The following is a 24,365-nucleotide window of genomic DNA, read 5'->3' on the forward strand; positions in this document are numbered from 1 at the left end:
ATGACTGATATTATCCGCGTTCGCCGCGAGTCCCTGCGCTGGAGCCTGCTGGTTGCGCTCAACAAGTCGCGTCCGTACACCACCAGTGAACATCTGCTGTTTGATATTGCGCGATCCATTTATCAGGACGCCACGAAACTTGAGGTGCGCCAGGAGATGGACTACCTGAGTGACCGGCGTCTGATTGAAATCACGAAACAGCCCAGCGGCATGTGGTTTGCCGACTTAACCCGCACCGGTATTGACCTGGTTGAGTACACCATTCCCTGCGATCCGGGCATTGCCCGCCCGGACAAATACTGGAGTGAATGATTATGGGGCGCAAAAGTTCACTGGATGTACTGCCGCAGGATGTCCGGCGCTGGCTTGAACGGGCGCTGACCGAGCGTAACTTCACAGGCTATGCCGAGCTGGAGGCGCTGCTAAAGGACAAGGGTTTTGTGATAACCCGCTCCAGCCTGCAGCGCTTTGGCTACAGGATGGAACAGCAACTGGCGCGCGTACGTGCGGCCACCGAGGCGGCGCGACTGATGGCCCGTGAGGCGGAGGATGACAGCGACGACCGCTCCGGCGGTCTGATGGCGCTTATCCAGACCGAGATGATTGATATCTTCATGCGTCTGAAGGCCGTCGAGGGTGACGATCCAAAGGAGAACGAGAAACGCGCGAAGCTGCTGGCGATTGCCTCGAAAAACATCGCCACCCTGACACGCGCCTCCGTGAACCTGAAAAAATTCCAGCTGGATGTGCGCGACAAGCTGGATGCAAAGATGGATGAACTGGAATGTCAGGCCAAAGGTGGTGATGGCCGTCTGAGTCTTGAGACGCTGAAGCTGGTTCGCGAACAGATTTACGGGATTGTGTCATGAGTGCCGCCATTCAGTTACACCCCTACCAGCAGGCATGGTTCCTTGACCGCGCCCGCTTCAAGATAGGCATGTTTGCCCGCCAGACCGGGAAGACGTTCACCACCACGCTTGAGCTGGTCGACGACTGCTTTGAGGTGGAGGCCAGCGGCGGACGTACCCGATGGGTTATTCTCTCGCGCGGGGAGCGTCAGGCGAAAGAAGCCATGGAGGAAGGCGTTAAAAAGCACTGTCAGGCGTACAGCATGGTCGCACAGGAGATTGAGAGCTATTACCACGCCGCGAACGGCGAGCGCTACACCATGCTGGAAGCGGTCCTGCCGGGCGGCTCCCGTATCACCGCGCTGCCCGCCAACCCGGATACCGCGCGTGGCTTTGCCGCCAACGTCTTTCTGGATGAATTTGGCTTCCATGCCGACAGTCGCAAAATCTGGACGGCACTGTTCCCGGTTATTTCCAATGGCTTTAAGTTGCGCGTCACCTCCACACCTAACGGTAAAGGTAATAAGTTCTACGAACTGATGACCGATAAGGCGCTGGACGCCGTCTGGTCCCGCCACACGGTCGATATTTACCGCGCCGTGGCTGACGGGCTGCCGCGCAATATCGACGAGATGAAGCTGGCGCTCAACGATGAAGATGCGTGGGCGCAGGAGTTTGAACTGAAGTGGCTGGATGAGGCCAGCGCGTGGCTCTCCTACGAACTGATTGACGGCGTCGAGCACGACATGGCGGGCCTGCCGGAACACTACACCGGTGGTCCCTGCTATGTGGGCGTCGATATTGGTATTCGTCATGACCTGTTTGTTATCTGGGTGCTGGAGCTGGTCGGGGACGTGCTGTGGACGCGGGAAATCATTACGCGCAAGCGTGCGAAGTTCGCCGAACAGGACGCGCTGCTGGATGATGTGTTCTTCCGTTACCGCGTGTTGCGTTGCTGTATGGACCAGACCGGGATGGGTGAAAAGCCGGTCGAAGATGCAAAGCTGCGCCATGGCGACATGCGGGTTGAGGGTGTGCTGTTCAATACCCCCAACAAACTGACGCTGGCCACGCGGGGCAAAGAAGCGTTTGAAGATCGCAAAATCCGTATCCCGCTGGGCGATACGGAACTCAGAAGCGACCTGCACAAGCTGCAGAAGGTCTCCGGGCCAACGGGCCAGCCGCGCTTTGTGGCGGAGAGTGACGCTGCCGGTCACGCCGACCGCGCATGGGCGGGTTTTCTGGCGCTGAATGCTGCCGGAACGGACAACGGGCCGACCATGGTGTACTCGCGCGGCGCGCGCCGGATGCCGGGTATTCTCAGGGGGTATTAATGAGCAGCGTTAAAGGGCTTTATGTTTCACCAACAAAATTTGTCAGCTTTGCCGAGCGCGACAAGCGCCGCCTCACCGATGAGATAGCCTCGCGTGGCAATACCGTCTGGGGCTTTGGCTCGTTCTTTGGCATGCTGCCCAATCCTGACCCGATACTGAAAGCGGCGGGCATGGATATTCGTGCCTATCGTGATCTGCGCGTTGACCCGCTTGTCGGCAGCGCCATTCGCCGTCGCAAGTCGGCGGTGAAAGCGCTGGAGCGCGGGTTCAATGAGGGCGATACCGACACGCCGGTCTGCGAATTTTTAAAAGACATGATGGCCGCGTGGGATATGGACGCCATCATCGGCGGGTTGCTCGATGCGCCGCTCTTTGGCTGGCAGCCCGCCGAACTGATGTGGGCGAAAGATAACGGGCGCTTCACGGTCAGTAATATCGTCGCCAAACCGCCTGAATGGTTCCATTTCGATACGGATAATCAGCTGCGCTTTCGGGGTAAAAACGTGCCGTCTGAGGGTATTCTTCCGCCTGACTACAAGTTTATCTGCCCGACACAGGATGCGACCTACGATAACCCTTATGGGTTCGCCGACCTTTCCATGTGCTTCTGGCCGGGGATGTTTAAAAAACACGGCTGGCGGTTCTGGATGCAGTTTGTTGAGAAATACGCCACGCCGTGGGCGGTGGGTAAACATGCGCGCGGGGCCACGCAGTCGGATATCGACCAGCTGATGGACGGGCTTGAGCAGATGGTTCAGGACGCGATTGCGGTTATCCCCGAAGGCGACAGCGTCGAAATTAAAGAGCCGATGGGCAAGAGCGCGTCCAGTGATATCTTCCAGGCAATGATCACCATGGCGCGCGCTGAAATATCAATCGCGTTGCTGGGGCAGAACCAGACCACTGAAGCTGAGACCAACAAGGCCAGCGCACAGGCGGGGCTTGAGGTCACTGATGACATTCGTGACGGTGATGCGGCGATTGTGACCGGTGCCATCAATCAGGTACTGCAGTGGGCGGCACAGCTGAACTTCGGCGATGTGCCGGTGCCGGTCTGGAACCTGTGGGAACAGGAGAGCATTGACGACACCCAGGCAAAGCGCGACCAGACGCTGAGCCAGACGCGCGGGTTCTTCACTGAGCAGTATTACCAGCGTGAATATGGCCTGCAGCCGGGCGACATTAACCCGCAGGCGATGATGCTGCCGTCATCCTCATGGGGGCAGATGCCGCTCACCGGTCAGCCGTCGCTGGGCTTTGCGGAGGCCGCAGCGCGCGCTGATTCCGATGTCCGGGACAAGCTCGATGAGGCGCTCAGTTCGGTAAGCGACACCCTGATGAACGATGACGTAATGGCCCCGCTGCTGGCTCCGGTGTTTGAGGCGATACGCAACGGTGCCACGCCCACTGACCTGATGGGCCAACTGGCGTCGATTTACCCGCAGATGAACGGTGACGAGCTGGTCGAACGGCTGGCGAAAGTCCGCTTCCTCGCGAAGGTGCTGGGGATTCATTATGCTCACGGCTAGCGATATTGCGGTCTGTATGCGCCTGCCCCCAGAAAAAATCATTGAGTACCTCGCTAAAAAAGAGGTGTTCATTTCGTGGGACTGGCACGACTTATGGCAGGAAGAGCACGCGGGCGCGAAGACCATTGCGAAGGTGACCCGTCTTGATATTCTCCAGGATATCTACAACGCGCTGGAGAAAGCGGCGGCTGAGGGTAAGTCCGGGCGCTGGTTTCGTAAGGAACTGGAGCCGGTACTGCAGGCGAAGGGATGGTGGGGACGCATTACCGACGTCAACCCTGATACCGGCGAAGAGCAGGAAATTCAGGCAGGCAGTCCGTGGCGTCTCGATACCATTTTTCGTACCAACATGTCGATGGTGTACAGCGGCGGACGCTGGGCTGAACAAATCCAGAATGCCGACGACCGGACTTACGGGTTGTATGTGGCCATCCGGGACAGCCACACCCGCCCGGTTCACCTGTTGCTGGATGGCACGGTACTGCCGCTGTCTCATCCGTTCTGGCAGAAGTATTACCCGCCGAACGGCTGGGGCTGTCGCTGCAGCGTGATAACCCTGACGGCGCAGGAGGTCAAAGAGCGCGGTCTCTTCATCGGCGGTCTTGAAGGCGTGCTCGGTGAGAAGATGCAGCTGGTTTCCCGCAATACCGGTGAGATGCGCCCGGTGGCCACCTGGACTGTGGGTGGTAAAACCGTCAGTCCCGACCCCGGATTCTCGTATAACCCCGGCGTGGCATATCGTCCTGACCTGAACAAGTACAGCGGGCCGCTGGCAGAACTTGCAAAACAGGAGTTGTCGCAATGAGCAAAAAAGACCTGATGACCATCGACCTTAACCTGACTGACGTCACCCGGATGATTAACGGGATGGCGGAGGCCGGGCGTGACACTTCCCCGTTGATGCGTAAAATCGCAGGCCTGCTGGCCGCCACGACCGCGCTGAACTTTCGGGATCAGGGTAATCCGCCGTGGGAGCCTTCCGCTGCCGCGCAGGCGCGCACAGGGGAAACGCTCTCGCTCTCCGGTCACCTGCGCCGGAGTATCACTGAAAAGTACGATGCCGGGCATGCGATGGTGGGAACGAACGTGGAATACGGAGTCACCCATCAGCTGGGGCTGACGTTGAATCATAAATCCAGACCATCAAAAGACAGACGTAAACCCGATATGATGACGAAGGCATGGAAACAGGCGTTTCCGGCGCGTCCCTTCCTCCCCGTCGATGCCGACGGCAAACCCCAGAAGGGGCTGGAGCAAAAAATGCTTACCCTGGCGACCGATTTTCTGCGTGAGGCCGCAAACGGGCGCGGTTGAATATGCGGCCCACTGAGCGCCTGAGTGATTTCAGTGCGGCCATCGTATGACTTTTTTCAGACAGGTGCCTTCTAAACCGTTTTAAACCGCTTCCTGACTATCTTCCGGGGTGATATTCTGCCCCGGATGACGTTCCCCCTCCGGCTTCCCTGATTTCTTCCCTGCGCCATTCTTTAAAGTCCTTTAAAAGTCACGCCCTGTACTCCCCGTTATTGTGAGCAAAACAACGGGAGTGCCACATGAATCTCATTCACATCTTTAAGTCCGGTATCCATACCGATATGCATGGTCACCGGATTAACTTCAGCGATGCTGACCTTGGTAATATTGCGGCGGTGTATGACCCAAAGCTGCATGAAGCGCCGATTGTTATCGGACATCCCAAAACAGATGCCCCGGCCTGGGGATGGGTGAGCGGTGTCAGCAAAGACAGTGATGGCCTGAAGGCGGCTCCCCGCGATATCGATCCGCAGTTTGCCGAGATGGTCAGGAAGCGTCGCTTCAGCAAGGTCTCCTCTTCTTTTTATTGCCCCAACTCCCCCGGCAACCCGACGCCAGGCAAATACTACCTGCGCCACGTTGGTTTTCTCGGTGCGCAGCCGCCCGCCGTTAAGGGATTAAAACAGGTTTCCTTTGCTGAGGATGAGGAAGGCGTTGTTGAGTTTGCCGACTGGAGCCTGCAGACCACTGCGTCACTGTTCTCGCGTATCAGGGATTTCATCATCAGCCAGTTCGGGATGGAGAAAGCCGACAGCGTGGTGCCGGACTACATGATTGACAGTCTGCGCGATGAGGCAGCTCGCACAACCGCGACAGACACCACACCTGCATTTTCTGACCCTGTCGGGATACCGGCAGAAGACGCAATCCAACCCGTGGCCGAAAAACCGGCCCCCACACCACCGGAGGAACCCGCCGTGGATAAAGAGTTACAGGCGAAACTTCAGAAAGAGAACGACGATCTGAAGCGCCAGATTGAAGAGCGTAATAAAGCGGAGGCGCTGCGTGCGACCACTGAGCGTCATAACGCCAACGTGGCGTTTGCGGACAGCCTGGTGAGTGATGCGCGTCTGGCTCCTGCCGGGAAAGGCCTGGTGGTTGCGGTGCTGGATGCGCTGGGCGGCGGCGATGAGCCGGTCAGCTTCAGCGAGAACGGCAGCGAACAGCCGCTGGTCGATGCGTTCAAAACGCAGATGCAGAAGGCCCGACCGCTGCTGGATTTTGGCGAGGTGGCCACCGCTGACAACACTGACCGCAGCGCCATTCCGGCTGAGTTCGCGGAGGCCGACCCGGCACGCCTTGAGATGCACACGAAAGCGGTGTCGCTGATGAAGGCTGAAAACATCACCTACGAGGCTGCGGTTCGCCGCCTGATTTAAGGAGAGACCATGTCGTCTGAATATTTAAAAGGTAAGCGCGTTGCCGACCCCATCCTCACCAGCGTCGCACGCGGCTATAAAAATGCGGACTTTATCAGCTCGTTTATTTTCCCGCGAGTCGGCGTGGAGAAGGAAGGTATCAAGGTGCCGACCTTCGGTAAGGGCGTGTTCGCCACTTACGAGACCCTGCGCGCCATGGGTGCGGCAAGTAACATTGCCACCCGCGAGAAGACCGGCACGATGGATATCGTACTTGATGAACACGATCTGGCGTTCCCGGTGGACTACCGCGAGCAGCATGAGTCGATGTTTAACGAGCAGGCCAAGGCCGTCAAGCGCGCCCGTAACGGCATTCTGTTAAGCCAGGAGGTGGCGGCAGCGGCGATGGCGCAGAGCACCTCGCTGTACCTCAAAGAGAATGTGCGCAAATTTACCGCCGCTGACAGTTGGGCCGGTGGTAAAGGCGACCCGGTACGTGATGTCTCTTCCGGGATGGATGCGGTGCGTGATGCCATCGGCCTGCGTCCTAACCTGATGGTCATGGGGGCAAGCGTGCTTCCGCTGCTGCGTTTCCATCCTGCCCTGCAGGCTGTGATGGGGGCCAACGAGCGCAAGCGCATTACCGTCGAGCTGATGAAAGATATTTTCGAGATTGAAAACATCGTTATCGGTTATCCGGTGAAACTCGAAGACAACGACAAAAAGGATGCGGCGGCGAAGACCGTCGATATCTGGAAAGACAACCTGATGCTGTTCCATGTCTCCGGGCCGCAGAACGAAGGCGACAACGGCGATGAGAACGAGCCGTCGTTTGGCTACAACTTTGAGCTGAATGGTCTGCCCATTGCTGACACCTACCCCGGCGAGGGCGGCAAAATCAGCTACGCCCGCTATACCGACATCTACAAAATGGCGGTGGTTGGCGGTGACGCAGGCTACATCATGACCAACCTGAAGGGGGCGTAATTATGGCAACGCAACAGGTCATTCTGGCTACTACCATCATCGCGGCAGGCGCGGTGACACAGCAGCGTCTGGTGGGCTATGACGGCAACACCTGTGCGAAAGGTGCAAAAGCCTTTGGCGTGGCGGAGGTTGACGGTGTTGAAGGTGATGCGGTGCCGCTGAACGTGCTGGGCATTATCGCCGCCGAAGCCGGTGCGGCCATTAACCCCGGCGATAAGCTGCAGTCCGATGATAACGGCTGCGTCATCCCGCTGGAGGCCACCGGCAAGCCTGAACAGGTTGGCGTGGCCATCACCGCTGCAGCCGCTGCCGGTAACACGCTTCGCGTGATGTGGGGTGCGTAATGTACTGCTCGCAGGCGGATGTTGAAAAGGTCATATCACGGCGCACGCTGCTTCAACTGACGAGCGATTCGTCTGCTGATGCGCCGGTCGCCGATGATGACGGACGTGTGTTTTCCCGACCGCAGGCATCTGAGATCAACGCTGATGTGATCGAGGATGCCATTCGCAGCGCCTGCGAGCTGATTGATGCGCACCTGCGCGGGCGTTACGACGTGGTCGCGGTGAAAGCCTCCAGTCCCACGGTGCTGCGTGACCTGGCCGTAAACATCGTGCGCCAGAAGCTCTACGAGCGCCGACCGGAAATGGCAGTGCCAAAGACCGTGGAGACGTCGTACAACGCCACGCGCCAGATGCTGACTGACATCAAGAACGGCGGCCTCACCCTCGGTATTGCACCGGAAGGTAAGGACATGCCTGACCCCGGTCAGATACGTGTGAAGTCGCGCCGGGCCACGCTCGGCGGGCCGGGCGGCTGGCTGGAGAAATACTGATGAACACCCTGAAGATACTGAATGCCACGGTGGCAAGGCTGCAGGAAAAACTGCCCTTGCTTGACAGTGAATTGTTCCCTGATGACCCGGAGAACTACCGGCTCAATCACGATACCGGCGCGCTGCTGGTCAGTTACAGCAATGCCGACTTTGGCACTAACAGCGCCATTGACTGCGTGATGCAGGAGCAGCCGGTGCGCGTGGTTATCACCCTGGTCTTTCGTGAGCTGAACACGTCGACCGGTGCCATTCAGGCGCTTGATGAGACCCGCCGCGCACTGGCCGGATTCCGGCCTGCAGGATGCCATGCCCCGTATGTGCTGGTCAGTGAAAAATGTCTCGGCTTTGCGTCCGGCGTCTGGATGTTTGCGCTGGTCGTGCAGGCGCGAACCATGTTTGTGCAGGATGACCCGGAAGAGCCGGAAGGTATTCCCGCGTCGCTTTATGAGGAAGAGGAATAATGAAATACATTTACAGTGGCCCGCCGTCCGGCGTGAGTCTCAATGACGGCGATACCGTCCGCGAGGTCATGTTGTGGCCGGGGCAGGAAGTGGAATTTGCGCCGGATAATGAGTACGCGCTGGCGTTAGTGGCGGAAGGTCACCTGCAGGAAGTGAAAGCCCCGAAACGCCAGACCACCACTAAAGATATCCCGTCCACCGGAGGTACACAGTGAACAGTCAGAACCCTAGCTGGTTCCACGGCGCGAACACCCGAGAGACGCTCGGTGGTCCGCGTCCGGTAAAACAGGTTAAATCCGCCGTTATCGGCCTGATTGGTACGGCACCGGCTGGCCCGGTCAATACGCATGTCCTGATTGATTCGGAGACCGCCGCTGCGCAGTACGGGCCGGAGCTGCCGGGCTTTACCATTCCGCAGGCGCTAAGGGCCATTGCCGACCACGGCGTTATGTCGGTGGTGGTGATTAATGTGCTGAATCCGGCAGCGCACAGCAGCCGCGTGGCGGATGAGTTTATCACCCCTGAAGGTGGCGCAAGGCTTGCTCACGGCATGGTCAGTGAGGTGGTGGTGAAAGACGCCACCGGCGCCACCACGTATGTTGCCGGTAAGGATTACACCCTCGATGCCTCGTCCGGCGTGATTACCCGACTGGCTGATGGTGGCATCATGGCCACCGATAGCGTGAAGGTGACTTACACCTGGCTTGATCCGTCAAAAGTGACAGCGGCAGATATTATCGGTTCGGTGGGTGCTTCCGGTCGCCGCGGCGGGATTCTGGCGCTGGATGATGTCTTCAGTGACCTGGGCTTTGACAGCAAAATCCTGATTGCGCCGGTGTACTGTACGCAGATGTCGGTCACGGCAGCGCTGTCGGTGATGGCCGACAAGCTCGGCGCGGTGGCGTATGTCGATGCGCCGGTGGGCTGCAGCGTCCAGCAGGTGCTGGCCGGACGTGGCCCGAAAGGCACCATCAACTTCAATACGTCATCAGATCGCGTCCGCCTGTGCTACCCGCACCTGAAGGTTTACGATCCGGTGACGAACGCTGACCGGCTGGAGCCGCTGTCAGTTCGTGCTGCCGCCCTGCGTGCGCGTGTCGATCTCGATGAGGGGTACTGGGTATCGTCCTCCAACCACGAGATCAAGGGCGTTACCGGAATGGAGCGCCCGATTTCCGCGCGAATTGATGATGCGACCTGTGAGGCAAATCTGCTTAACGAAGCGGGTGTTACCACCGTCTTTAACAGTTTCGGCACCGGTATTCGTCTGTGGGGTAACCGTAACGCGGCGTTTCCGACGTCGACGCACATTACCAGCTTTGAGAACGTCAGGCGCACGGCGGATATCTTTAACGAGTCACTGCGTCTGACCTCGCTGCAGTATATTGACCAGCCCATGAGTGATGCCCTGATAGATAACATCCTGGGTACAGCGGAGAATTATGCCCGCACCATGTCCGGCGACGGCGCACTGCTGGGCTTTAAGGTCTGGTACGACAAGGCCCGCAATACCCGTTCTGAACTCGGCTCCGGGCATCTTCGCGTCAGCTATAAAATCACCCCCTCGATCCCGATGGAGTGGCTGACCTATGAAGCAGAAATTACCGATGAGTACGTGATGAACCTGAAAAGCGGAGGCGGCAAATGACCAAAAAAATCGCACGTAACATCATCACTAACGCCAATATCTATCTTGACGGTAAAAACTTCCTGGGACGTGCTGAGGAGGTCAAGCTGCCGGATATTGCGACTGTGGTTCAGGAGCACAAAGCGCTGGGGAAAATCGGTAAGGTTGAGCTGCCCTACGGCTTTGACAAAATGGAAGGTGAAATCAAGTGGAATGGCCTGTACCCGGAGGCTGCAAAACTTGTTGCCAACCCGTTTAAGGTTTACCAGCTGCAGCTGCGCGCCAGCGTGGTTCGCTATGCAGGTTCAGGTCGTCAGGATGAAGTGCCGCTGGTTGTTACACTCAGCGTGAACTTTAAAAAATCCCCGCTGGGGACATTCAAGCAACTGGAAGCGCCTGACCTGAACTCGGAATACGGCTGCACCTACGTCAAAATGATGCTGGACGGTGAAGAGATTCTGGAGCTGGACGTGGACAATAATATTTTCCGCGTCGACGGTCAGGATATGCTGGCCGACTACAACGCCAATATCGGGGGCTGATAATGCTGAAGGTTGAAAAAAGTTTCATTGACGCCCTGGCGGACAGCCTGACATTCCATACTTATCATTTTCCCGGCACCACCTGCACGGTGGCCATTGCGGTAATGCCCGATGGATTCGTGGCGGGAACGGGGAAAAGCGCCTGTATTGATCCGGCGCAGTTCAGCAGCGATACCGGTTATGATATTGCTGTTGAGAACGCCAGAACGGACGCGGTTAACCGGCTGTGGGAGATGGAAGGTTACCGTCTGAAGCAGGCCGCGAAACAGAACACCCTGTAGAGAGCGCAGTATCCGGGAGGGAGTCCCGGCAGGTTTCTGGGGAAATGGATGTCCCCGCACTTCTTTAAACCCCTTTAAAAGCCCTTTTATCCCTTCCTTTATATGCTCGGTCTGTCACTGATTCTTTCATTTATACAGACGAGGCATTTATGGAAAATATCCAGACCGAAGATAACGTCAGCCATTCACCTGCTGAGGTGTCGAATACCTGCGCCGATGGCTACACGCTGAAATACCCCTACAAGCTCGCCACTGGCGAAATGCTTACCTGCGTCACGCTGCGCCGCTTAAAGGTTGCCGATATGAAAGCGGCCAAACGACAGTTTAAAAACTCCGACGAATGGGATGAGGCGCTTATCGCCCGCATGACGGAGCTGAACCCGGAGGATTTAACCGGCATGGATCTGGAAGATTACCAGGCGCTTTCAAAACGATTTCGACAGTTCGCCGGGCTGGCTGACGAGTGATGATGCGCTGGTAAAAGGGACGGCGTTGCTGGCCCGCTGGTTTCGCTGGCAGCCGGGAGAGATTGACCGGCTGCTGATGGATGAGTTTGAGGAGTATATCGACGAGGCGAATGAGCAGATTAAGCGTGAGTACGGCGACGGATAATGCCGTGCCAGGCTTTTTTCATCAGCCACCAGATACCTTCAGCAATATATGCCAGCGGATACATCAGCGGTGTCACCATTGCCTGAATAAAGAAAACGGCCAGACCGCCAATAATAAATAAAGCAATGCCACCGAGGATTCCCATCTGTCCTGAGAGAACGAATTCAGTGGTGACATACCAGGCTACATAACCATACGCGGAGAGCACGGCAATAATATAAACGCCAATAACAAAAAACATCGTCCTCTCTCCTTTATTATTTACCCATTCGCCGAGTATATATTATGTCCACATCGTTTTCATTAGGTGTCGTTATCGGGGCTGCCGTCTCCGGTTCATTTACCTCGGCGATGGGGACAGCGCAACGTACGCTGAGTAAACTCACCGACACCACCTCCCGCCTTAAAACCCGTCAGGACGCCCTCAGTCGCGCCTCAGAACGCTATGGCCAGATTGGTTCCGGCATCGCTGACCGTCTGCGCAGCAGTTATGACAGTGTCGGTGACAGTCTGAAGCGCGTCGAATATCAGCACACCCGGCTGCTGAAATGGGATGCGAAGGTCAACACCATGCTGCTCAAACGCCAGCAGGTGATGTCCGAGCTTCGGGGGCTTGTTGGCGGTGTGACGGCGGCTGGCGCGCTGGCTTATAAGTCCACAGCGACTTATGCCGGTGAAGAAGCACTGGTACGTTCAACCAGTCAGGGCGCACGTAACTATGACCGGGCTGAAGAGCGTCAGTTGCTGGCCGACACCCGGACAGCTTCCCGCGAATCCTCACAAAGCGTCACTGAGCTTTTAAAAGCCACGGACGATCTGGTCGATGCAGGGTGGAACCGCAAGGAAGCCGCGAAACTGAACGATATTATCGGCAAGGTGGCCACCGTCTATAACATGGGGACGCAGGATACGGCGAAAGTGGCCGATGTGCTGACCCATAACCTCGGCTATGACAATGATAAGGGAATCCCGCACGCCTTCAATCTGCTTGCCGACAGCGGTAATCGTGTCGGTTTTGAGTTCCCGGATGTGGCTCCGGCATTTGGTAAACTGGCGGAGTCTTTCGAGAAGCGCGGCATTACCGGTGATGAGGCCATAACCGAGATCATGTCCTCCCTCGGTGCTGCACGCCTGACGATGCGTAATAAAGAGGACGTGGTCTCCGGGCTTCAGGGCTGGATGGATACCAGCGACGGTCGCAGGATGGAGCATCGTTTTGATGTTATGGGTGTCGACTACGTCCGCTCGCGCGCCGACTACATGAAAGGCGGTATGTCGGATTTCGAAGCCTCGCTGCGCGTTACCCAGCGCTATCTTGAAGAAGTGGGTAACGGCCAGTTCATGAATAAATTTAGCGCACTCAATGGTGACGCTGCTGCGCAGCAGCAATTAATACAGTCTTTTGGTCTGGGCCAGATAGTGTCTTCGCCTGAACAGATTAAGTTTATTAACGCCATGTCGAAAAACTGGGGGGCTTACGAAAATAATAAGCAGACCATTAAAAACCAGGGCGACCCCAATTATCTGAATATGGCTTACGACCAGAAGGCGGATACGCTTGGCGTGCAGGGTAAGCAGCTTAAAAACGAGCTGAGTATTCTGTCCTCAACGTTCGGTGAAGCGCTGGCCCCGGTGGTACGTGAGAATATCGATCTGCTGAAAGGCTGGATTTCCAGTGTCACTGACTGGGTGAAGAACAATCAGGCGCTGACGCAACAGCTTGCGGGGTTGGCCGTCACAGCCGGTAAATATTTCCTGATAGTGCGCGGGGGCTGGCTTATCAGCAAGCTCGTTTACAGTAGCACTCTTGGCTGGTTGTTCGGTCTTGCCCGGGGAGGTTTGCGTGGTGTTGCAACAATTGTCCGGTTGACCCATGAATACCGGACGCTGGGCAAAAGCTCCTCGATGCTGTTTAACCTCACGATGAGGACAGGACGCGGCTTTAAATCACTGTGGGGCAAAATGCGTGGTCTGGGGCCGCTGGCTTCCCGTCTGGCTACCGGCGCAGGTCGTCTCGGTCGCGTTCTGGGTGGTGGTCTTCTGCGTGGTCTGATGGTTGCCGGTCGCGCCATTCTGTTTATTGGTCGGGCATTAATGATGAATCCCATAGGCCTGCTGATTACCGGTATTGCCGTTGCCGCCTTCCTTATTTATCGTTACTGGGAGCCAATTAAAGGTTTCTTTACCCGCCTGTGGACGGGGATTGAAAATATCGGCACGCAAATCTGGTCATCCATTACCGGCTTCTTTACCGACCGCTGGCAGGATATTCAGACTGCATTTGATGGTGGCCTGCTGGGTATCGGTGAATTAATTATTAACTGGTCGCCGCTGGGATTATTTACCAAAGCCTTTTCCGGCGTGATGAAATGGTTTGGTATTGACCTGCCCGGTAATTTTACCGACTTCGGCAAAAATATTATCGATGGCCTGACAAAAGGCATTGAAGATACCTGGAAATCAGCCAAAGACAAATTCAAAAAATTCAGTAATGGTCTGAAGAATATCTTCACCACTGAAAATAAAATTCAAAGCCCCTCCCGCGTCTTTATGGGATACGGCGGTTATATCGTCGAAGGTCTGCAGCTCGGTATCAACAACACGGCATGGAAAGCGCAGCAGGCCGCAAAGGGGCTGGCCGCTAAAATCATGCCCGATGGCCTGCGTTCGCCACGCATTCCCGCTGTGCCGTTTATTGCCGATATTCCGCGTGGTGCCACCGCAGGCGGCGGTGAATCCTCCCCGGCAATTCATCTGGTCTATTCCCCGTCAGTACATATAAAGGAAGCGACGCCCGGCACATTAACCACGGACATGATAAAGCAGGCATTAAAAGAGAACCTGCCGGAGCTTGAGCGTCTGCTCGATGAAATCATGCGCCGCAAAGAGCGCCGCAGCTTTGATGCGTAAGGGGTGAAAAATGTTTGCATTACTGGGTGACATCGAGATTAACACCGGCATTTCTCCCGACAAACTCGACGGGACATATGGCAGTGATTTTGCCGAACTGGACCGCATCAGCGGCAAGCCGGGTTTGCAGTATATCGGGGGCAAACTGGATGAATACAGTTGGAGCTTCGTGCTGCATTTTCACTACTGCGATCCTGCCAGCGTCTGGAATCAGATTAACGCCGCACGACTGGCGCATCAGGCGCTGGCGGTGGTTATTGGTACGGAGTATCCGGGGTGGTTTGTCATTACCGATGCCACACGCAGCATCACGCTTGCGACACCCGACGGTCAGATTCAGGCGCTGGCCGTCACGCTGACGTTGCGGGAGTTTACGGGGGACCCGAATAATCCACCTCAGCCACTCGCCGTCAGTTCGGCATTATCCGGTGTCGGCGCAATCACAAAGCCCCTGCAGCAGGCAAACGGTATTACCGGCATGTTGCACACCGCCGTCACGGCAGCGCGCACGGCACAGTCTGCACTGAGTACCGCCTCAAACGTGGTGCGCGTGGCCCGTCAGTTTAAGGACAACCCTGTGGCGGCGGTGAGCCGTATTCCCGGCATGATAACCAGCCTGAATAACGTCACCGGTCCACTGGAAAAAGCCTTTCCGGCGCTGACGGGACTGAGTGCGCAGTTGCCTGAAGCGGCAAGAATGGCCCGCGCCGGTAGCCAGATAGTCTCCCTGATTGATGGAGGGGCTGACACCTTAAAGCGTATTGACCTGAAGCATCCCACCAACCTTTCCGGTGCGTTCGACAGCGTGGCCGGTGCTGTGGGCGAGGCAGCAGCCGTGATGACGGATAATTCATCATACCTGAGCCAGCTTGCCTCCCGCATGATTACCCGGAGCATGTAACCGATGAGCGATAACAACGGTATTTTTCTGGAGCACATCACCACCGAGGGGGAGCGCTGGGATCACATTGCCTGGCGTTATTACGCCGACCCAATGGGCTATAGCCGTATTGTGCTGGCCAACCCACATATCGCAGTGACACCTGTTCTGCCGGGCGGACTGCGTCTGGCTATTCCGGTGATTGACGCCGTTGATGTTACTGAGGAGCTGCCGCCATGGCTGCGATGAACACGCTGCCGGTGCCGGAACCGGCCTTTGTGCTGCGGTATAATTTAAAGGACATCACGCACGACATTACCGCGTATGCGACCAGCATCACTTTTACCGACAAACTGAGCGGAGAAAGTGACGAACTGGAGGTGGAGCTGGAAGACAGTGAGCAGCGCTGGCGGGACGCGTGGTATCCGGGGATGGGTGACACGCTCGCCCTGCAGCTTGGGTTTAAGGGCAAGCCCCTGACCGACTGCGGCGGGTTCTCCATTGATGAAATTGAGCTGTCAGGCCCGCCTGACAGCGTCAGCATCCGGGGGCGTTCGGCACCGGTTACCCGCGCCATGCGCACCAGGTCAAACCGGGGCTTTGAGAACACCACGCTTGCGGCCATCGCCGGGCGTATTGCCCGCAAGCACAAGCTGAAGCTTGAGGGGCAGATTGAGCCGCTGACCCTTGAGCGGATCACCCAGTACGGCGAGTCCGATCTGGCGTTCCTGAAGCGTCTGGCGCAGGACTATGGCTATATGGTCAAGGTCACCCCACAGAAGCTGATATTTTCTCACCTGGGTAAACTTCGGGATGCGCCGGTCATCCGTACCATCACGCCACAGGACATCAGCCGCTGGACGCTGCGTGACACCCTGCATGAGGTCTATAAAGGCGGGAAGAACAAGCACCAGAACAGCCAGACGCGTACGCTTGTGACCTACAAAGCGGATGGTTCGCAAGATACCCGTCAGGAGAAACGAAAGCAGGTGCAGGTTCCATTCCGCCTGCCCGAAGAAAGCGCCGGTGCGGATACGCTGAACACCTACGAGCGTGCGTCAAATCCTGCTGAATCCCGCGCCAAAGGCAAGGCGAAGCTCGACAGTAAAAACGAGTACAAGCACGCCGGGACACTGTCTCTTGGTGATGGCGATTTGTCTTTGCGCGCCGGAGCGAGCGTCACCTTATCCGGTTTTGGTCAATCTGACGGCAAGTGGCTGATTATCAGCGCCCGTCATTCCCTTACGCGCAGCTGCGGACTGACCACCGATATTGATATTGCACGCGGTCTGAAACATAAGGCAGGCGCGGGTAAAAAACAGGGCCGAACCCTGACCGTCTTTCATGCAGACGGCACAACAGAAGAGGTTAAGGCTGACAAGAGGATTTCGACGCGATGAACGGTGTGATCTTTGCGACCGGCACGGTCAGCGCCATCGATCCAAAGACGGTTCGCGCCCGCGTTCGTCTGCCGGATCATGATAACCTTCGCACCTGGTGGCTGGATGTTATGCAGAACAATACTTACAAAAATAAGGATTACTGCATGCCCGACGTCGGCGAGCAGGTAAAGGTACTGATGACCCCTGACGGCGTCGAGGGGGTTATTCTCGGCGCGGTATATTCCAGTCAGGATACGCCGGTCATCAGCGACCCGGACAAGCGCCGTACCGACTTTGCTGACGGGACTTTTGTTGAATACGATCGCAAAAATAACGCGATGGCCATCGGTGGTGCGATAAAGACGTTAACCATCACCACCCACAGTGATATCACCCTGCAGACCGACACGCAGGTTACCGTTATCGCCCAAAACCGCGCCACGGTTAAGACGCAGGACGCCCTCATCGATGCCGCAAATTCAGCGACCATCAAAACCCAAAAAGCCACGGTAAATTCACCAGAAACCGAAGTGACCGGCAATACGACAATAAAAGGCGATCTGCTGGTTAAAGGGAGTATTACCGGTCAGGGTGGTATGGCGATTTCCGGTGGTAAGGGAGGTGCTGCGGCCACCATCACCGGCAGTCTGTCGGCAACGGATGATGTTTCTGCAGGTGGTACGTCACTGAAACGCCACGAGCACCCGAAAGGTCACAACGGCGCGCCCACCGGTCCGCCGTCCTCATAACTATTTTCACTGTTGCCCTGCGTTATGCGGGGCAACGTCGTTTTTGCTTAGTATTTAAAGCGCTTTAATACTTCCACTCATCCTCACGTCCGACACTGTCGGCATGAATACGAACAGTTCTTCACAATCACAGCCGCTGTGGTGGCAACCCGCACTGGGCCGCGATGGTCGGGTAACTGGTGCTGCTTGTGTCGCGCAGTGCATCCGTACCATTTTGTCGACGCCGAAAGGCAGCGACCCGCTGCGACCGGAGTTTGGCAGCGATGCTTACCTTTACCTCGACTGGCCGGTTCCCCGCGCGGTGCCAAACGTCATCCGCGAGTCTGTCGATGCCATTCGTCGGTGGGAGCCGCGCTGCCGGAATGTGCGTGTAAAGCCGGTTATCGCGGGCGAACACGTCACACTGCGCGTGAGCTGGCAGTTGCAAAGTGGCGGTGAGGAATATACGGAGGTCAAATGGCGCTAGCACTGGCTGAACCGGTCTTTCTGGAAACCCGCCCGGAAGTCATTCTGCGCGAGGTTATTGACTGGTACGAAAAAGAGTCCGGTAAAAAACTCTATCCCGCTGATGATGAGATGCTGCTCATCAACATGGTGGTTTACCGTGAATCGCTGGTCCGCACCATTATCCAGGATGTGGCCGGGCAGAATCTGGTGGCCAAAGCCCGCGCGCCAATGATTGATTATCTCGGCCATCTGGTCGGGGTGTTTCGTCTGCCCGCTGTTCCGGCGCTGGCCACACTGAGATTCAGTGTTGATGAAGCGCCTGCAGCCAACATCCTCATCCCGGCAGGAACGCGCGTCAGCGCCACCGACAGCGTTATTTTTGCAACCGACAGCGACGTATTATTGCAGGCGGGGTCACTCAGTGTTCAGGTTCATGCAACCTGTACCGACGCAGGCATTGCCGGTAACGGCTGGCAGCCCGCTCAAATCAGCAACCTGCTGGATGATATTGATGGCGCGGATTTGCAGGTTGTGGCCATCGCGCCCAGCGCTGGCGGTGCGGATGCTGAAAGCGACGATCACCTTCGCGAACGTATTATTCTGGCCCCGGAGTCGTTCAGTAACGCAGGCTCAAAGGGGGCGTATCGTTTTCATGCCATGTCAGCACATCAGGATATTGTTGATGTGGCCGTCACGCGCCCACAGCCAGGCACGGTAAAACTGACGCCGCTAATGTCATATGGACTGCCGGATCAAACCCTTCTGGATGCGGTCGACGGGATTTGTTCTGACGAGAAGGTGCGCCCCCTTACCGATACTGTCATCACCAGCATCCCGGATGAGGTGACGTACTCCATCAACGCCACGCTGATGGTGTATGACAACCAGGATGAAAAAACGGTACTGACGCAGGCGCAAAGCGCCATTACTGAGTGGGAATCCGCTCAGTCATCCCGCCTTGGCCGGGACATTATTCCCAGCCAGATATCCGCAGCACTTTCTGTTCCGGGTGTTTACAAAGTGAGTCTGGACGCGCTGACAGAACAAATCCTGACTGAAACGCAGTGGGCGCACTGTCTCGCGATTCGTCTGACGCCAGGAGGAAAAGTACATGGCTGAGAATAACAATCTGCCGCTGGCCCCCCCGCTTGCTGGTGATAAACGTTTTTCCACGCTGGCTAGGCTTGCTGAAACGCGTTTCTCCGGTATCAGCCTGACGCCGCTTCTGGTTTATCTCATTGATATGACCGAAACCACTGCTTTGCCGTGGCTTGCCGGGCAATTGTCACTGACCGGAGATAATGGCTGGAGCCTTGCCGAGTCTGACGAAGCAAAACGGGAACTCATCAAAAACGCCATCGAGCTGTTTCGCTATAAGGGGACGCCATGGTCAGTCCGCCAGGTTATCCGCAGCCTGGGTTTTGGTGAGGTGCAAATTATTGAGGGTGGCGACGGGCTTGATCCGGCTATCGCCATGAAGTGGCCAACCAACACGCACTGGGCGCTGTATCGCATCAAGCTGAGTCAGGCGATTACGAACGATCAGGCCAGACTGATGCGTAAAACGCTGGCAGCGTTTGCGCCTGCACGTTGTGAACTGGCGAGCCTTGATTTTGTGGCTGCGCCCGTTCGTTACAACAATACCGCCCGCTATGACGGGACTTACAATCACGGGAGCGCCTGATTATGGGTAAACTGACCGAACTCGAACAATGGGATGAAGATGTCTATCAGATTGAGACGTCCGATCCTGTATTAGGTGGCCCGGATGGCATCTCCAACCGTCCGCAAAAGCAGCTGGCCAACCGCACGCAATGGCTAAAGAAGCGTCTGGAAGACGCAAATAACGCCCTGGCTGAACACGAAAAATCCCGTAACCATCCTGACGCCACACTGACAGCTAAGGGCTTTGTTCGTCTCTACAGCGCCGTTAACAGCATGGATGAAACAATGGCCGCCACGCCAAAAGCGGTCAAAATAGCGATGGACAATGCTAACGCGCGTCTTGCCAAAGAGCGCAACCTTGCCGACCTGCCGAGCATACCATTGGCGCTGGCCAACCTGACCCTTGCTGACGTCAAAAAATACGTAGAGTCCACCAACACCGGCGTCAGCAAACTACCCCAGCTCCGCCCATCCAGCGAAGATGACCTGACCAGTCTGCCCGCCGGTTATATGGCCCTCGCTAAAAACAGTACACCAGGCGGGCCACTGCCAGACGAAAACTGGCATTACCTTGAGGTCGCGGGGAAGCTGGATAACCCATCAAACAGCCCCAACAGAAAAGGGGGCGTTATCAGGCTGACACAGATAAGTAACCCTGGAATAAGCTGGACTGGCGCAAAATTTGATGACGGCACCACCACAACAGCAAAATTCAAGTGGGCCAGAGACTTCAACACCCTGAACAAGCCCACGCCGGAAGACGTTGGGCTTGCAGCCACCAAAAAAGCGGTAGACGACACCCAGACCGGCCTCGCTGCGCAGGGCGTCATGTGGATAACCTCAGCCGACGACCTGAGCAATCTGCCGTCCGGCGCTCGCCGATTTGCCAGCAACAAAGCACCAGCAACGGTACTGCCAGCAGCGGGTTATTTTTTCATTGAGGTGCTGGCGAAACGCGATACAGCGAACGGCAGTTGCATTCTGGCAACGAGTAGCACCGGAGACATCTGGATCGGTCTGCGTTACACCGTTCCCGCAGATGCCGCCTTCACCTGGACACAGCTAAACCAGACTGTAGAAAACCTCGGTTTAACGGAAGCTGTAAAACGAGCCTTAAATGCTGTTCAGAAAACCGGCGATGTCATGACCGGCAACCTGGCACTCCGCAGCGACGGCCGGGCGTATTTTGTTATCCAGAATGCGGATGATTCGGCGCGCGCTTATTTCTACAAAGACAAAAACGGTGACGGCATCCATATTAATAACGGGCTGGATGGCGGCGGCGATTTCATTTTTGGTAAAGATGGTACCTTTCATTCCCCCGACTACGTGTACGTTGGTGGCTCAAAGATAGCATCTGACGGCAACGTTAATGGCGCTCGCTGGGGTGGCTGGCTGAATGACTTCCTTAATAACAATTACAACCGTAAAAACACCGCCGGACTGGGAAGTTTTGGCTGGGTTCGTGATGAAAGCACCGGGTTTATAATGCAATGGGGAACGCTTGGTGGTTCAAACGGAACCTACAATTTCCCGCGCGCGTTTCCTGCTGCCTGCTTTGCTGTGTTTGTTACCAACACCAGTTCACAAGGGGCTTTGGTAGATAACGCATTTGGGTATCCCGTAAATAACAGTCAGTTTTTTGCCGCCACCAAAGCGTCAAACGGCGCTGGCACAGGGGCTTACCCTGTAGCCTGGTTTGCGATTGGGAGATAAATTAATGAGCGTAATGAGCGATTACTATTACAGCTTTAAAGAAAAAGGTTTTTTCTACCAACCTGAAACGGAATCAGGCGATTACCCTGGTGATTTAATTTCCCTGACCGATGAGCGGTATCATGAATTAATGCAGGGTCAGGCGGAAGGAAAATATATCGAACACAGAAAAGACGGCCCCGTACTGGTTGATTACCCCGACCAGTCACTGGAAGACGCACGTAAACAAAAACACGCTGAGATAAACACCTGGCGCAACAGCCAGGAAAACAGCAGCATTATTTTCACCCTTAACGACCACAAATGGGACTGCGGCAAAGCCTCACAGGCCCGCCTTGCGCCCGTTGTTGCCGTGGCTAAATCCGGCGCACTCCCGCCCGGCTTCTTCTGGACAGACGCCGACAACATCGATGTGCCAATGACCGCTGACGAACTCACCGCGCTGGAAGCCGCAATGCAGCAGAACATGGTGCTACAGGGCTTCAAAATCCATGAGCGCCAGCGGCAGATGAAGAAAGATATCGACGAATTAACTAAGGTCAGTGATATTTTAAATTATCCCGTAGGCTGGCCTGATAATAGCGGTAATTAAATAAAACAACGCCCGGATTGCCGGGCATTATTATTTAGATGTTATTTTGTTGGGGTATCCGGCCAACCGATTTTATAATCCAGAATTGCCTTTACATTAGTCAGCTTGTCGATTTCCTCTTTCATTTCCCGTTGTCGCATGTGGATTTTTAGCCCCATAGTAAACATCGCCTGGTCGATTGCGTCACTGAGGTTAATCAGCTCGCCAGACGTCATCGGTATGTCATTATTATCGGCGTCCGTCCAGATAAAACCGTCCGGTAACTTGTTGGCTTTTGCCATCTGTACCGATAGCGTAAGGCGCTCCTGCGTGGCTTTGCCGTAGTCCCAGTTGTGATTGTTAAACTGAAATACGTAATTTGCGTTTTCCTGGCTGTTGCGCCATGCGTCTATCTCGCGGGTTTTCTGCTCACGGGCTTTTTCGGGGGTTATCAGGTCAATAATATTTGTGCCATCAAATCCCCAACGACCGGAAATATCCGCACGGCGGTTAGCGGTAGTATTGGGGACTTCGGCGACGCTAAACCCTTCTGGATTAATCGCCGATACGTCTTTTGAAATGCAGCGGATAATACCCTGGTTGTCATATGCCACTTTTATTGTGTCAGGTGAAAACAGTTTCTGGCATTCGTACCAGTCCTGCCCATCTTGCGAAAACATAAAAACAACCTTGTGCTTGTTCGCCAAATCCGCCTGTTCAGGGGTTTTGGGAGATCCTCTGCTTATATTTTTTAATATCATCATTACACTCTCCCTGCATTATACCAAATGCCATTAATATTTTTTTGCACGGGTGCATAAACCGGGTATTCGGCGTTATCATTAAAATCCCCACCAGTAAGAACATAGCCTGCTGGTACCGTACCGCCATTAGCTCCCCACACTGCTGACTGATTCGCGCCCATGCGTACATCCTTAACAAAGTTCTGATTTACCCAGTCAATCGTCGCACGAACGTTGATGTTGTTGTCGCGGGCGCCGAACTGGTTATCAAGCCAGGTATTCAGCCAGCCACCCCATAGAGTGCCGTAGATATTTCCGTCAGTAGCCACTATTGCTCCAGCGACATGAAGCCTATAAGGGGTAAATATTTCATTGGTTTGATAGTCAATATGAAGAGGATTGCTTCTCCACGCTCCTTTCTGGTCGTAGGAATGAATATCCCATCCATTCTTATATGGCCCCCACGCCCAGCGGATATAACCCGTCGCGTCATAAGCATTGAGCAGCGTGCTAAAATTAGTATCAGCACCAACTGCGTTAGCTGTATCTTTCAGTATCAGGGTTCTGAATAGTTCAAAAGCTCTTAGGCCGAAACGACCTACGCGCTGATTATCAGCATAAATATCAATCACACCATCCGCACTGCCGATAAATCCACTGTCACTGTCGCCGATATTTATACACGGTGTGCTGCCATCAAAAGCGCCGGTTCCTACGCTACCGATACTGACGCGTTTTGTCGGATTCAGGGTTTCTTTTAAACCGACGTTTTGCCTGACACCTCATAGCGATAAAAATGCTATTTCCCCGCACCTACAACAGATTTAAGAAGGTTCAGAAATGGCAAAAATTGGCTATATCCGTGTGTCAACAAATGACCAGAACACCGATTTACAACGCAATGCTCTCGTTTGCGCAGAATGTGAACAGATTTTCGATGATAAAATGAGTGGTACAAAGGCCAATCGCCCCGGATTAAAACGCGCTTTAAAGCGCCTTCAAACAGGCGATACGCTCGTTGTCTGGAAATTGGACAGATTAGGCCGCAGCGTCAAGAACCTGGTTGCTCTTATCTCAGAACTGCACGAACGCGGCGTCCACTTCCAAAGTCTGACCGACAGCATCGACACCAGTACCTCAATGGGCCGCTTTTTCTTCCACGTCATGAGCGCCCTGGCTGAGATGGAGCGCGAACTCATAGTAGAACGAACAAATGCCGGTCTCGCCGCTGCACGCGCACAGGGTCGCATTGGTGGCCGACGTCCGGCACTGTCACAAGACGAAATAGCGCAATTAAACCGACTCATTAAAAACGGCTATTCACGAAAACAGCTAGCCATTATCTACGATGTATCACTCTCCACAATCTACAAATTCACCCCCATTAACCACTCCTGAATTGTTTTTAAAGGGCTTTAATACTCGGGCCATCTGATTACTTATACGATGCCGATTATTTATTGATGAAGGTGAATATCCGATGCCACGTAATGAAAGCACTCAAATCACGATTGGTAATGACTGGACTCAAGTCACGGATGGTAGCTTCGCACGGTGTATGTCGATGGCGCCAT

The 24,365-nt window shown here is 55.4% G+C and carries 31 protein-coding genes and 2 pseudogenes; 29 read left to right on the plus strand and 4 right to left on the minus strand.

Annotated elements, in window-relative coordinates:
• The 17 genes from F4V72_RS07245 (at position 1) to F4V72_RS24095 (ending at position 11,728) form a co-directional block, all read left to right on the plus strand.
• A complete protein-coding gene (locus F4V72_RS07245) occupies positions 1-312 on the plus strand; it encodes a hypothetical protein (protein WP_136057908.1) in 312 nt (103 codons plus the stop codon).
• 2 nt (positions 313-314) lie between these two features.
• On the plus strand, positions 315-869 hold the full coding sequence (locus F4V72_RS07250) for a DUF3486 family protein (protein ID WP_136057909.1): 555 nt from the start codon (positions 315-317) through the stop codon (positions 867-869).
• Positions 866-2,182, plus strand: coding sequence for a terminase large subunit domain-containing protein (locus F4V72_RS07255; RefSeq protein WP_136057910.1), 1,317 nt, complete (start codon positions 866-868; stop codon positions 2,180-2,182). The genes F4V72_RS07250 and F4V72_RS07255 overlap by 4 nt, the downstream gene beginning before the upstream one ends.
• Entirely contained in the window at positions 2,182-3,711 is a 1,530-nt protein-coding gene (locus F4V72_RS07260) for a DUF935 domain-containing protein (RefSeq protein WP_136057911.1), read from the plus strand. Before F4V72_RS07255 ends, F4V72_RS07260 begins: the two co-directional genes overlap by 1 nt.
• Complete coding sequence (locus F4V72_RS07265) at positions 3,695-4,516, plus strand: phage head morphogenesis protein (RefSeq protein ID WP_170245752.1); 822 nt, start codon at positions 3,695-3,697, stop codon at positions 4,514-4,516. The genes F4V72_RS07260 and F4V72_RS07265 overlap by 17 nt, the downstream gene beginning before the upstream one ends.
• A complete protein-coding gene (locus F4V72_RS07270; protein ID WP_232081678.1) occupies positions 4,513-5,025 on the plus strand; it encodes a phage virion morphogenesis protein in 513 nt (170 codons plus the stop codon). The genes F4V72_RS07265 and F4V72_RS07270 overlap by 4 nt, the downstream gene beginning before the upstream one ends.
• A 239-nt stretch (positions 5,026-5,264) precedes the next feature.
• The gene (locus tag F4V72_RS07275; RefSeq protein WP_136057912.1) at positions 5,265-6,404 is read left to right on the plus strand and encodes a peptidase; all 1,140 of its coding nucleotides are present in this window, start codon (positions 5,265-5,267) and stop codon (positions 6,402-6,404) included.
• A gap of 9 nt (positions 6,405-6,413) precedes the next feature.
• Positions 6,414-7,370 carry a hypothetical protein gene (locus F4V72_RS07280; protein WP_136057913.1) on the plus strand — a complete coding sequence of 319 codons (957 nt, stop codon included), beginning with the start codon at positions 6,414-6,416 and terminating at the stop codon, positions 7,368-7,370.
• A 2-nt stretch (positions 7,371-7,372) separates the two neighbouring features.
• Positions 7,373-7,714 carry a capsid cement protein gene (locus F4V72_RS07285; protein WP_136057914.1) on the plus strand — a complete coding sequence of 114 codons (342 nt, stop codon included), beginning with the start codon at positions 7,373-7,375 and terminating at the stop codon, positions 7,712-7,714.
• Positions 7,714-8,205, plus strand: a complete 492-nt coding sequence (locus tag F4V72_RS07290; protein ID WP_136057915.1) for a DUF1320 domain-containing protein — start codon at positions 7,714-7,716, stop codon at positions 8,203-8,205. Before F4V72_RS07285 ends, F4V72_RS07290 begins: the two co-directional genes overlap by 1 nt.
• Complete coding sequence (locus tag F4V72_RS07295) at positions 8,205-8,666, plus strand: Gp37 family protein (RefSeq protein WP_136057916.1); 462 nt, start codon at positions 8,205-8,207, stop codon at positions 8,664-8,666. The genes F4V72_RS07290 and F4V72_RS07295 overlap by 1 nt, the downstream gene beginning before the upstream one ends.
• Positions 8,666-8,881 carry a hypothetical protein gene (locus tag F4V72_RS07300; protein ID WP_136057917.1) on the plus strand — a complete coding sequence of 72 codons (216 nt, stop codon included), beginning with the start codon at positions 8,666-8,668 and terminating at the stop codon, positions 8,879-8,881. Before F4V72_RS07295 ends, F4V72_RS07300 begins: the two co-directional genes overlap by 1 nt.
• On the plus strand, positions 8,878-10,314 hold the full coding sequence (locus tag F4V72_RS07305) for a phage tail sheath subtilisin-like domain-containing protein (protein WP_136057918.1): 1,437 nt from the start codon (positions 8,878-8,880) through the stop codon (positions 10,312-10,314). The genes F4V72_RS07300 and F4V72_RS07305 overlap by 4 nt, the downstream gene beginning before the upstream one ends.
• Positions 10,311-10,835: a phage major tail tube protein gene (locus tag F4V72_RS07310; RefSeq protein ID WP_136057919.1), complete on the plus strand. Its 525-nt coding sequence runs from the start codon at positions 10,311-10,313 to the stop codon at positions 10,833-10,835. The genes F4V72_RS07305 and F4V72_RS07310 overlap by 4 nt, the downstream gene beginning before the upstream one ends.
• 2 nt (positions 10,836-10,837) lie before the next feature.
• Positions 10,838-11,116 (plus strand): Gp49 family protein, encoded by a 279-nt coding sequence (locus F4V72_RS07315; RefSeq protein WP_232081677.1) that lies wholly within the window; start codon positions 10,838-10,840, stop codon positions 11,114-11,116.
• A 149-nt stretch (positions 11,117-11,265) separates the two neighbouring features.
• Complete coding sequence (locus tag F4V72_RS07320; RefSeq protein WP_136057920.1) at positions 11,266-11,583, plus strand: phage tail assembly protein; 318 nt, start codon at positions 11,266-11,268, stop codon at positions 11,581-11,583.
• A gap of 25 nt (positions 11,584-11,608) precedes the next feature.
• Positions 11,609-11,728, plus strand: coding sequence for a GpE family phage tail protein (locus F4V72_RS24095; protein WP_170245749.1), 120 nt, complete (start codon positions 11,609-11,611; stop codon positions 11,726-11,728).
• On the opposite strand, the gene F4V72_RS07325 is transcribed toward F4V72_RS24095, so the two are convergent.
• The gene (locus F4V72_RS07325) at positions 11,703-11,969 is read right to left on the minus strand and encodes a hypothetical protein (protein WP_136057921.1); all 267 of its coding nucleotides are present in this window, start codon (positions 11,967-11,969) and stop codon (positions 11,703-11,705) included. The two genes, F4V72_RS24095 and F4V72_RS07325, sit on opposite strands and share 26 nt — an antisense overlap.
• 44 nt (positions 11,970-12,013) lie before the next feature.
• Between F4V72_RS07325 and F4V72_RS07330 the strand changes: the two genes are divergently transcribed.
• The 11 genes and pseudogenes from F4V72_RS07330 to F4V72_RS07375 all read left to right on the plus strand — a co-directional run bounded on the left by F4V72_RS07330 (position 12,014) and on the right by F4V72_RS07375 (position 22,069).
• Positions 12,014-14,638: a phage tail tape measure protein gene (locus F4V72_RS07330; RefSeq protein WP_136057922.1), complete on the plus strand. Its 2,625-nt coding sequence runs from the start codon at positions 12,014-12,016 to the stop codon at positions 14,636-14,638.
• 10 nt (positions 14,639-14,648) lie between these two features.
• Positions 14,649-15,539: a phage tail protein gene (locus F4V72_RS07335; RefSeq protein WP_136057923.1), complete on the plus strand. Its 891-nt coding sequence runs from the start codon at positions 14,649-14,651 to the stop codon at positions 15,537-15,539.
• A 3-nt stretch (positions 15,540-15,542) separates the two neighbouring features.
• Positions 15,543-15,767, plus strand: coding sequence for a tail protein X (locus F4V72_RS07340; protein ID WP_136057924.1), 225 nt, complete (start codon positions 15,543-15,545; stop codon positions 15,765-15,767).
• On the plus strand, positions 15,755-16,918 hold the full coding sequence (locus tag F4V72_RS07345) for a phage late control D family protein (RefSeq protein ID WP_136057925.1): 1,164 nt from the start codon (positions 15,755-15,757) through the stop codon (positions 16,916-16,918). Before F4V72_RS07340 ends, F4V72_RS07345 begins: the two co-directional genes overlap by 13 nt.
• Positions 16,915-17,649: a phage baseplate assembly protein V gene (locus F4V72_RS07350; protein WP_136057926.1), complete on the plus strand. Its 735-nt coding sequence runs from the start codon at positions 16,915-16,917 to the stop codon at positions 17,647-17,649. Before F4V72_RS07345 ends, F4V72_RS07350 begins: the two co-directional genes overlap by 4 nt.
• 103 nt (positions 17,650-17,752) lie before the next feature.
• On the plus strand, positions 17,753-18,115 hold the full coding sequence (locus F4V72_RS07355) for a GPW/gp25 family protein (protein WP_136057927.1): 363 nt from the start codon (positions 17,753-17,755) through the stop codon (positions 18,113-18,115).
• Positions 18,106-19,215 (plus strand): baseplate assembly protein, encoded by a 1,110-nt coding sequence (locus F4V72_RS07360; protein ID WP_136057928.1) that lies wholly within the window; start codon positions 18,106-18,108, stop codon positions 19,213-19,215. Before F4V72_RS07355 ends, F4V72_RS07360 begins: the two co-directional genes overlap by 10 nt.
• Complete coding sequence (locus F4V72_RS07365) at positions 19,208-19,780, plus strand: phage tail protein I (protein WP_136057929.1); 573 nt, start codon at positions 19,208-19,210, stop codon at positions 19,778-19,780. Before F4V72_RS07360 ends, F4V72_RS07365 begins: the two co-directional genes overlap by 8 nt.
• A 1,124-nt stretch (positions 19,781-20,904) precedes the next feature.
• Complete coding sequence (locus tag F4V72_RS24385) at positions 20,905-21,477, plus strand: gp53-like domain-containing protein (protein ID WP_170245754.1); 573 nt, start codon at positions 20,905-20,907, stop codon at positions 21,475-21,477.
• A gap of 13 nt (positions 21,478-21,490) precedes the next feature.
• A pseudogene (locus F4V72_RS24235) lies at positions 21,491-21,715 on the plus strand (tail fiber assembly protein); the annotation flags it as partial.
• Positions 21,716-21,718: 3 nt separating this feature from the next.
• Positions 21,719-22,069 carry a DUF4376 domain-containing protein gene (locus F4V72_RS07375; protein ID WP_282958702.1) on the plus strand — a complete coding sequence of 117 codons (351 nt, stop codon included), beginning with the start codon at positions 21,719-21,721 and terminating at the stop codon, positions 22,067-22,069.
• 41 nt (positions 22,070-22,110) lie between these two features.
• Here F4V72_RS07375 and F4V72_RS07380 read toward each other — a convergent pair whose 3' ends face one another.
• The 3 genes and pseudogenes from F4V72_RS07380 to F4V72_RS24660 all read right to left on the minus strand — a co-directional run.
• Positions 22,111-22,812, minus strand: coding sequence for a DUF4376 domain-containing protein (locus tag F4V72_RS07380; RefSeq protein ID WP_150342437.1), 702 nt, complete (start codon positions 22,810-22,812; stop codon positions 22,111-22,113).
• Entirely contained in the window at positions 22,812-23,414 is a 603-nt protein-coding gene (locus F4V72_RS24110) for a hypothetical protein (protein ID WP_394355427.1), read from the minus strand. Before F4V72_RS24110 ends, F4V72_RS07380 begins: the two co-directional genes overlap by 1 nt.
• Positions 23,388-23,564, minus strand: a pseudogene (locus tag F4V72_RS24660) (gp53-like domain-containing protein); the annotation flags it as partial. The pseudogene F4V72_RS24660 and the gene F4V72_RS24110, both read right to left, overlap by 27 nt.
• A 67-nt stretch (positions 23,565-23,631) precedes the next feature.
• Here F4V72_RS24660 and F4V72_RS07390 point away from each other — a divergent pair.
• Positions 23,632-24,189: a recombinase family protein gene (locus tag F4V72_RS07390; protein ID WP_136057931.1), complete on the plus strand. Its 558-nt coding sequence runs from the start codon at positions 23,632-23,634 to the stop codon at positions 24,187-24,189.
• The last annotated feature ends 176 nt before the right edge of the window (positions 24,190-24,365 follow it).

The organism is Salmonella enterica subsp. diarizonae, from assembly GCF_008692785.1.
Lineage (GTDB): Bacteria > Pseudomonadota > Gammaproteobacteria > Enterobacterales > Enterobacteriaceae > Salmonella > Salmonella diarizonae.

Coding starts and splice junctions, on each gene's coding strand:
- F4V72_RS07245 (WP_136057908.1), top strand. CDS start 1: ATGACTGATATTATCCGCGTTCGCCGCGAGTCCCTGCGCTGGAGCCTG.
- F4V72_RS07250 (WP_136057909.1), top strand. CDS start 315: ATGGGGCGCAAAAGTTCACTGGATGTACTGCCGCAGGATGTCCGGCGC.
- F4V72_RS07255 (WP_136057910.1), top strand. CDS start 866: ATGAGTGCCGCCATTCAGTTACACCCCTACCAGCAGGCATGGTTCCTT.
- F4V72_RS07260 (WP_136057911.1), top strand. CDS start 2,182: ATGAGCAGCGTTAAAGGGCTTTATGTTTCACCAACAAAATTTGTCAGC.
- F4V72_RS07270 (WP_232081678.1), top strand. CDS start 4,513: ATGAGCAAAAAAGACCTGATGACCATCGACCTTAACCTGACTGACGTC.
- F4V72_RS07275 (WP_136057912.1), top strand. CDS start 5,265: ATGAATCTCATTCACATCTTTAAGTCCGGTATCCATACCGATATGCAT.
- F4V72_RS07280 (WP_136057913.1), top strand. CDS start 6,414: ATGTCGTCTGAATATTTAAAAGGTAAGCGCGTTGCCGACCCCATCCTC.
- F4V72_RS07285 (WP_136057914.1), top strand. CDS start 7,373: ATGGCAACGCAACAGGTCATTCTGGCTACTACCATCATCGCGGCAGGC.
- F4V72_RS07290 (WP_136057915.1), top strand. CDS start 7,714: ATGTACTGCTCGCAGGCGGATGTTGAAAAGGTCATATCACGGCGCACG.
- F4V72_RS07295 (WP_136057916.1), top strand. CDS start 8,205: ATGAACACCCTGAAGATACTGAATGCCACGGTGGCAAGGCTGCAGGAA.
- F4V72_RS07300 (WP_136057917.1), top strand. CDS start 8,666: ATGAAATACATTTACAGTGGCCCGCCGTCCGGCGTGAGTCTCAATGAC.
- F4V72_RS07310 (WP_136057919.1), top strand. CDS start 10,311: ATGACCAAAAAAATCGCACGTAACATCATCACTAACGCCAATATCTAT.
- F4V72_RS07315 (WP_232081677.1), top strand. CDS start 10,838: ATGCTGAAGGTTGAAAAAAGTTTCATTGACGCCCTGGCGGACAGCCTG.
- F4V72_RS07320 (WP_136057920.1), top strand. CDS start 11,266: ATGGAAAATATCCAGACCGAAGATAACGTCAGCCATTCACCTGCTGAG.
- F4V72_RS07325 (WP_136057921.1), bottom strand. CDS start 11,969: ATGTTTTTTGTTATTGGCGTTTATATTATTGCCGTGCTCTCCGCGTAT.
- F4V72_RS07330 (WP_136057922.1), top strand. CDS start 12,014: ATGTCCACATCGTTTTCATTAGGTGTCGTTATCGGGGCTGCCGTCTCC.
- F4V72_RS07335 (WP_136057923.1), top strand. CDS start 14,649: ATGTTTGCATTACTGGGTGACATCGAGATTAACACCGGCATTTCTCCC.
- F4V72_RS07340 (WP_136057924.1), top strand. CDS start 15,543: ATGAGCGATAACAACGGTATTTTTCTGGAGCACATCACCACCGAGGGG.
- F4V72_RS07345 (WP_136057925.1), top strand. CDS start 15,755: ATGGCTGCGATGAACACGCTGCCGGTGCCGGAACCGGCCTTTGTGCTG.
- F4V72_RS07350 (WP_136057926.1), top strand. CDS start 16,915: ATGAACGGTGTGATCTTTGCGACCGGCACGGTCAGCGCCATCGATCCA.
- F4V72_RS07355 (WP_136057927.1), top strand. CDS start 17,753: ATGAATACGAACAGTTCTTCACAATCACAGCCGCTGTGGTGGCAACCC.
- F4V72_RS07360 (WP_136057928.1), top strand. CDS start 18,106: ATGGCGCTAGCACTGGCTGAACCGGTCTTTCTGGAAACCCGCCCGGAA.
- F4V72_RS07365 (WP_136057929.1), top strand. CDS start 19,208: ATGGCTGAGAATAACAATCTGCCGCTGGCCCCCCCGCTTGCTGGTGAT.
- F4V72_RS24385 (WP_170245754.1), top strand. CDS start 20,905: ATGACCGGCAACCTGGCACTCCGCAGCGACGGCCGGGCGTATTTTGTT.
- F4V72_RS07380 (WP_150342437.1), bottom strand. CDS start 22,812: ATGATGATATTAAAAAATATAAGCAGAGGATCTCCCAAAACCCCTGAA.
- F4V72_RS07390 (WP_136057931.1), top strand. CDS start 23,632: ATGGCAAAAATTGGCTATATCCGTGTGTCAACAAATGACCAGAACACC.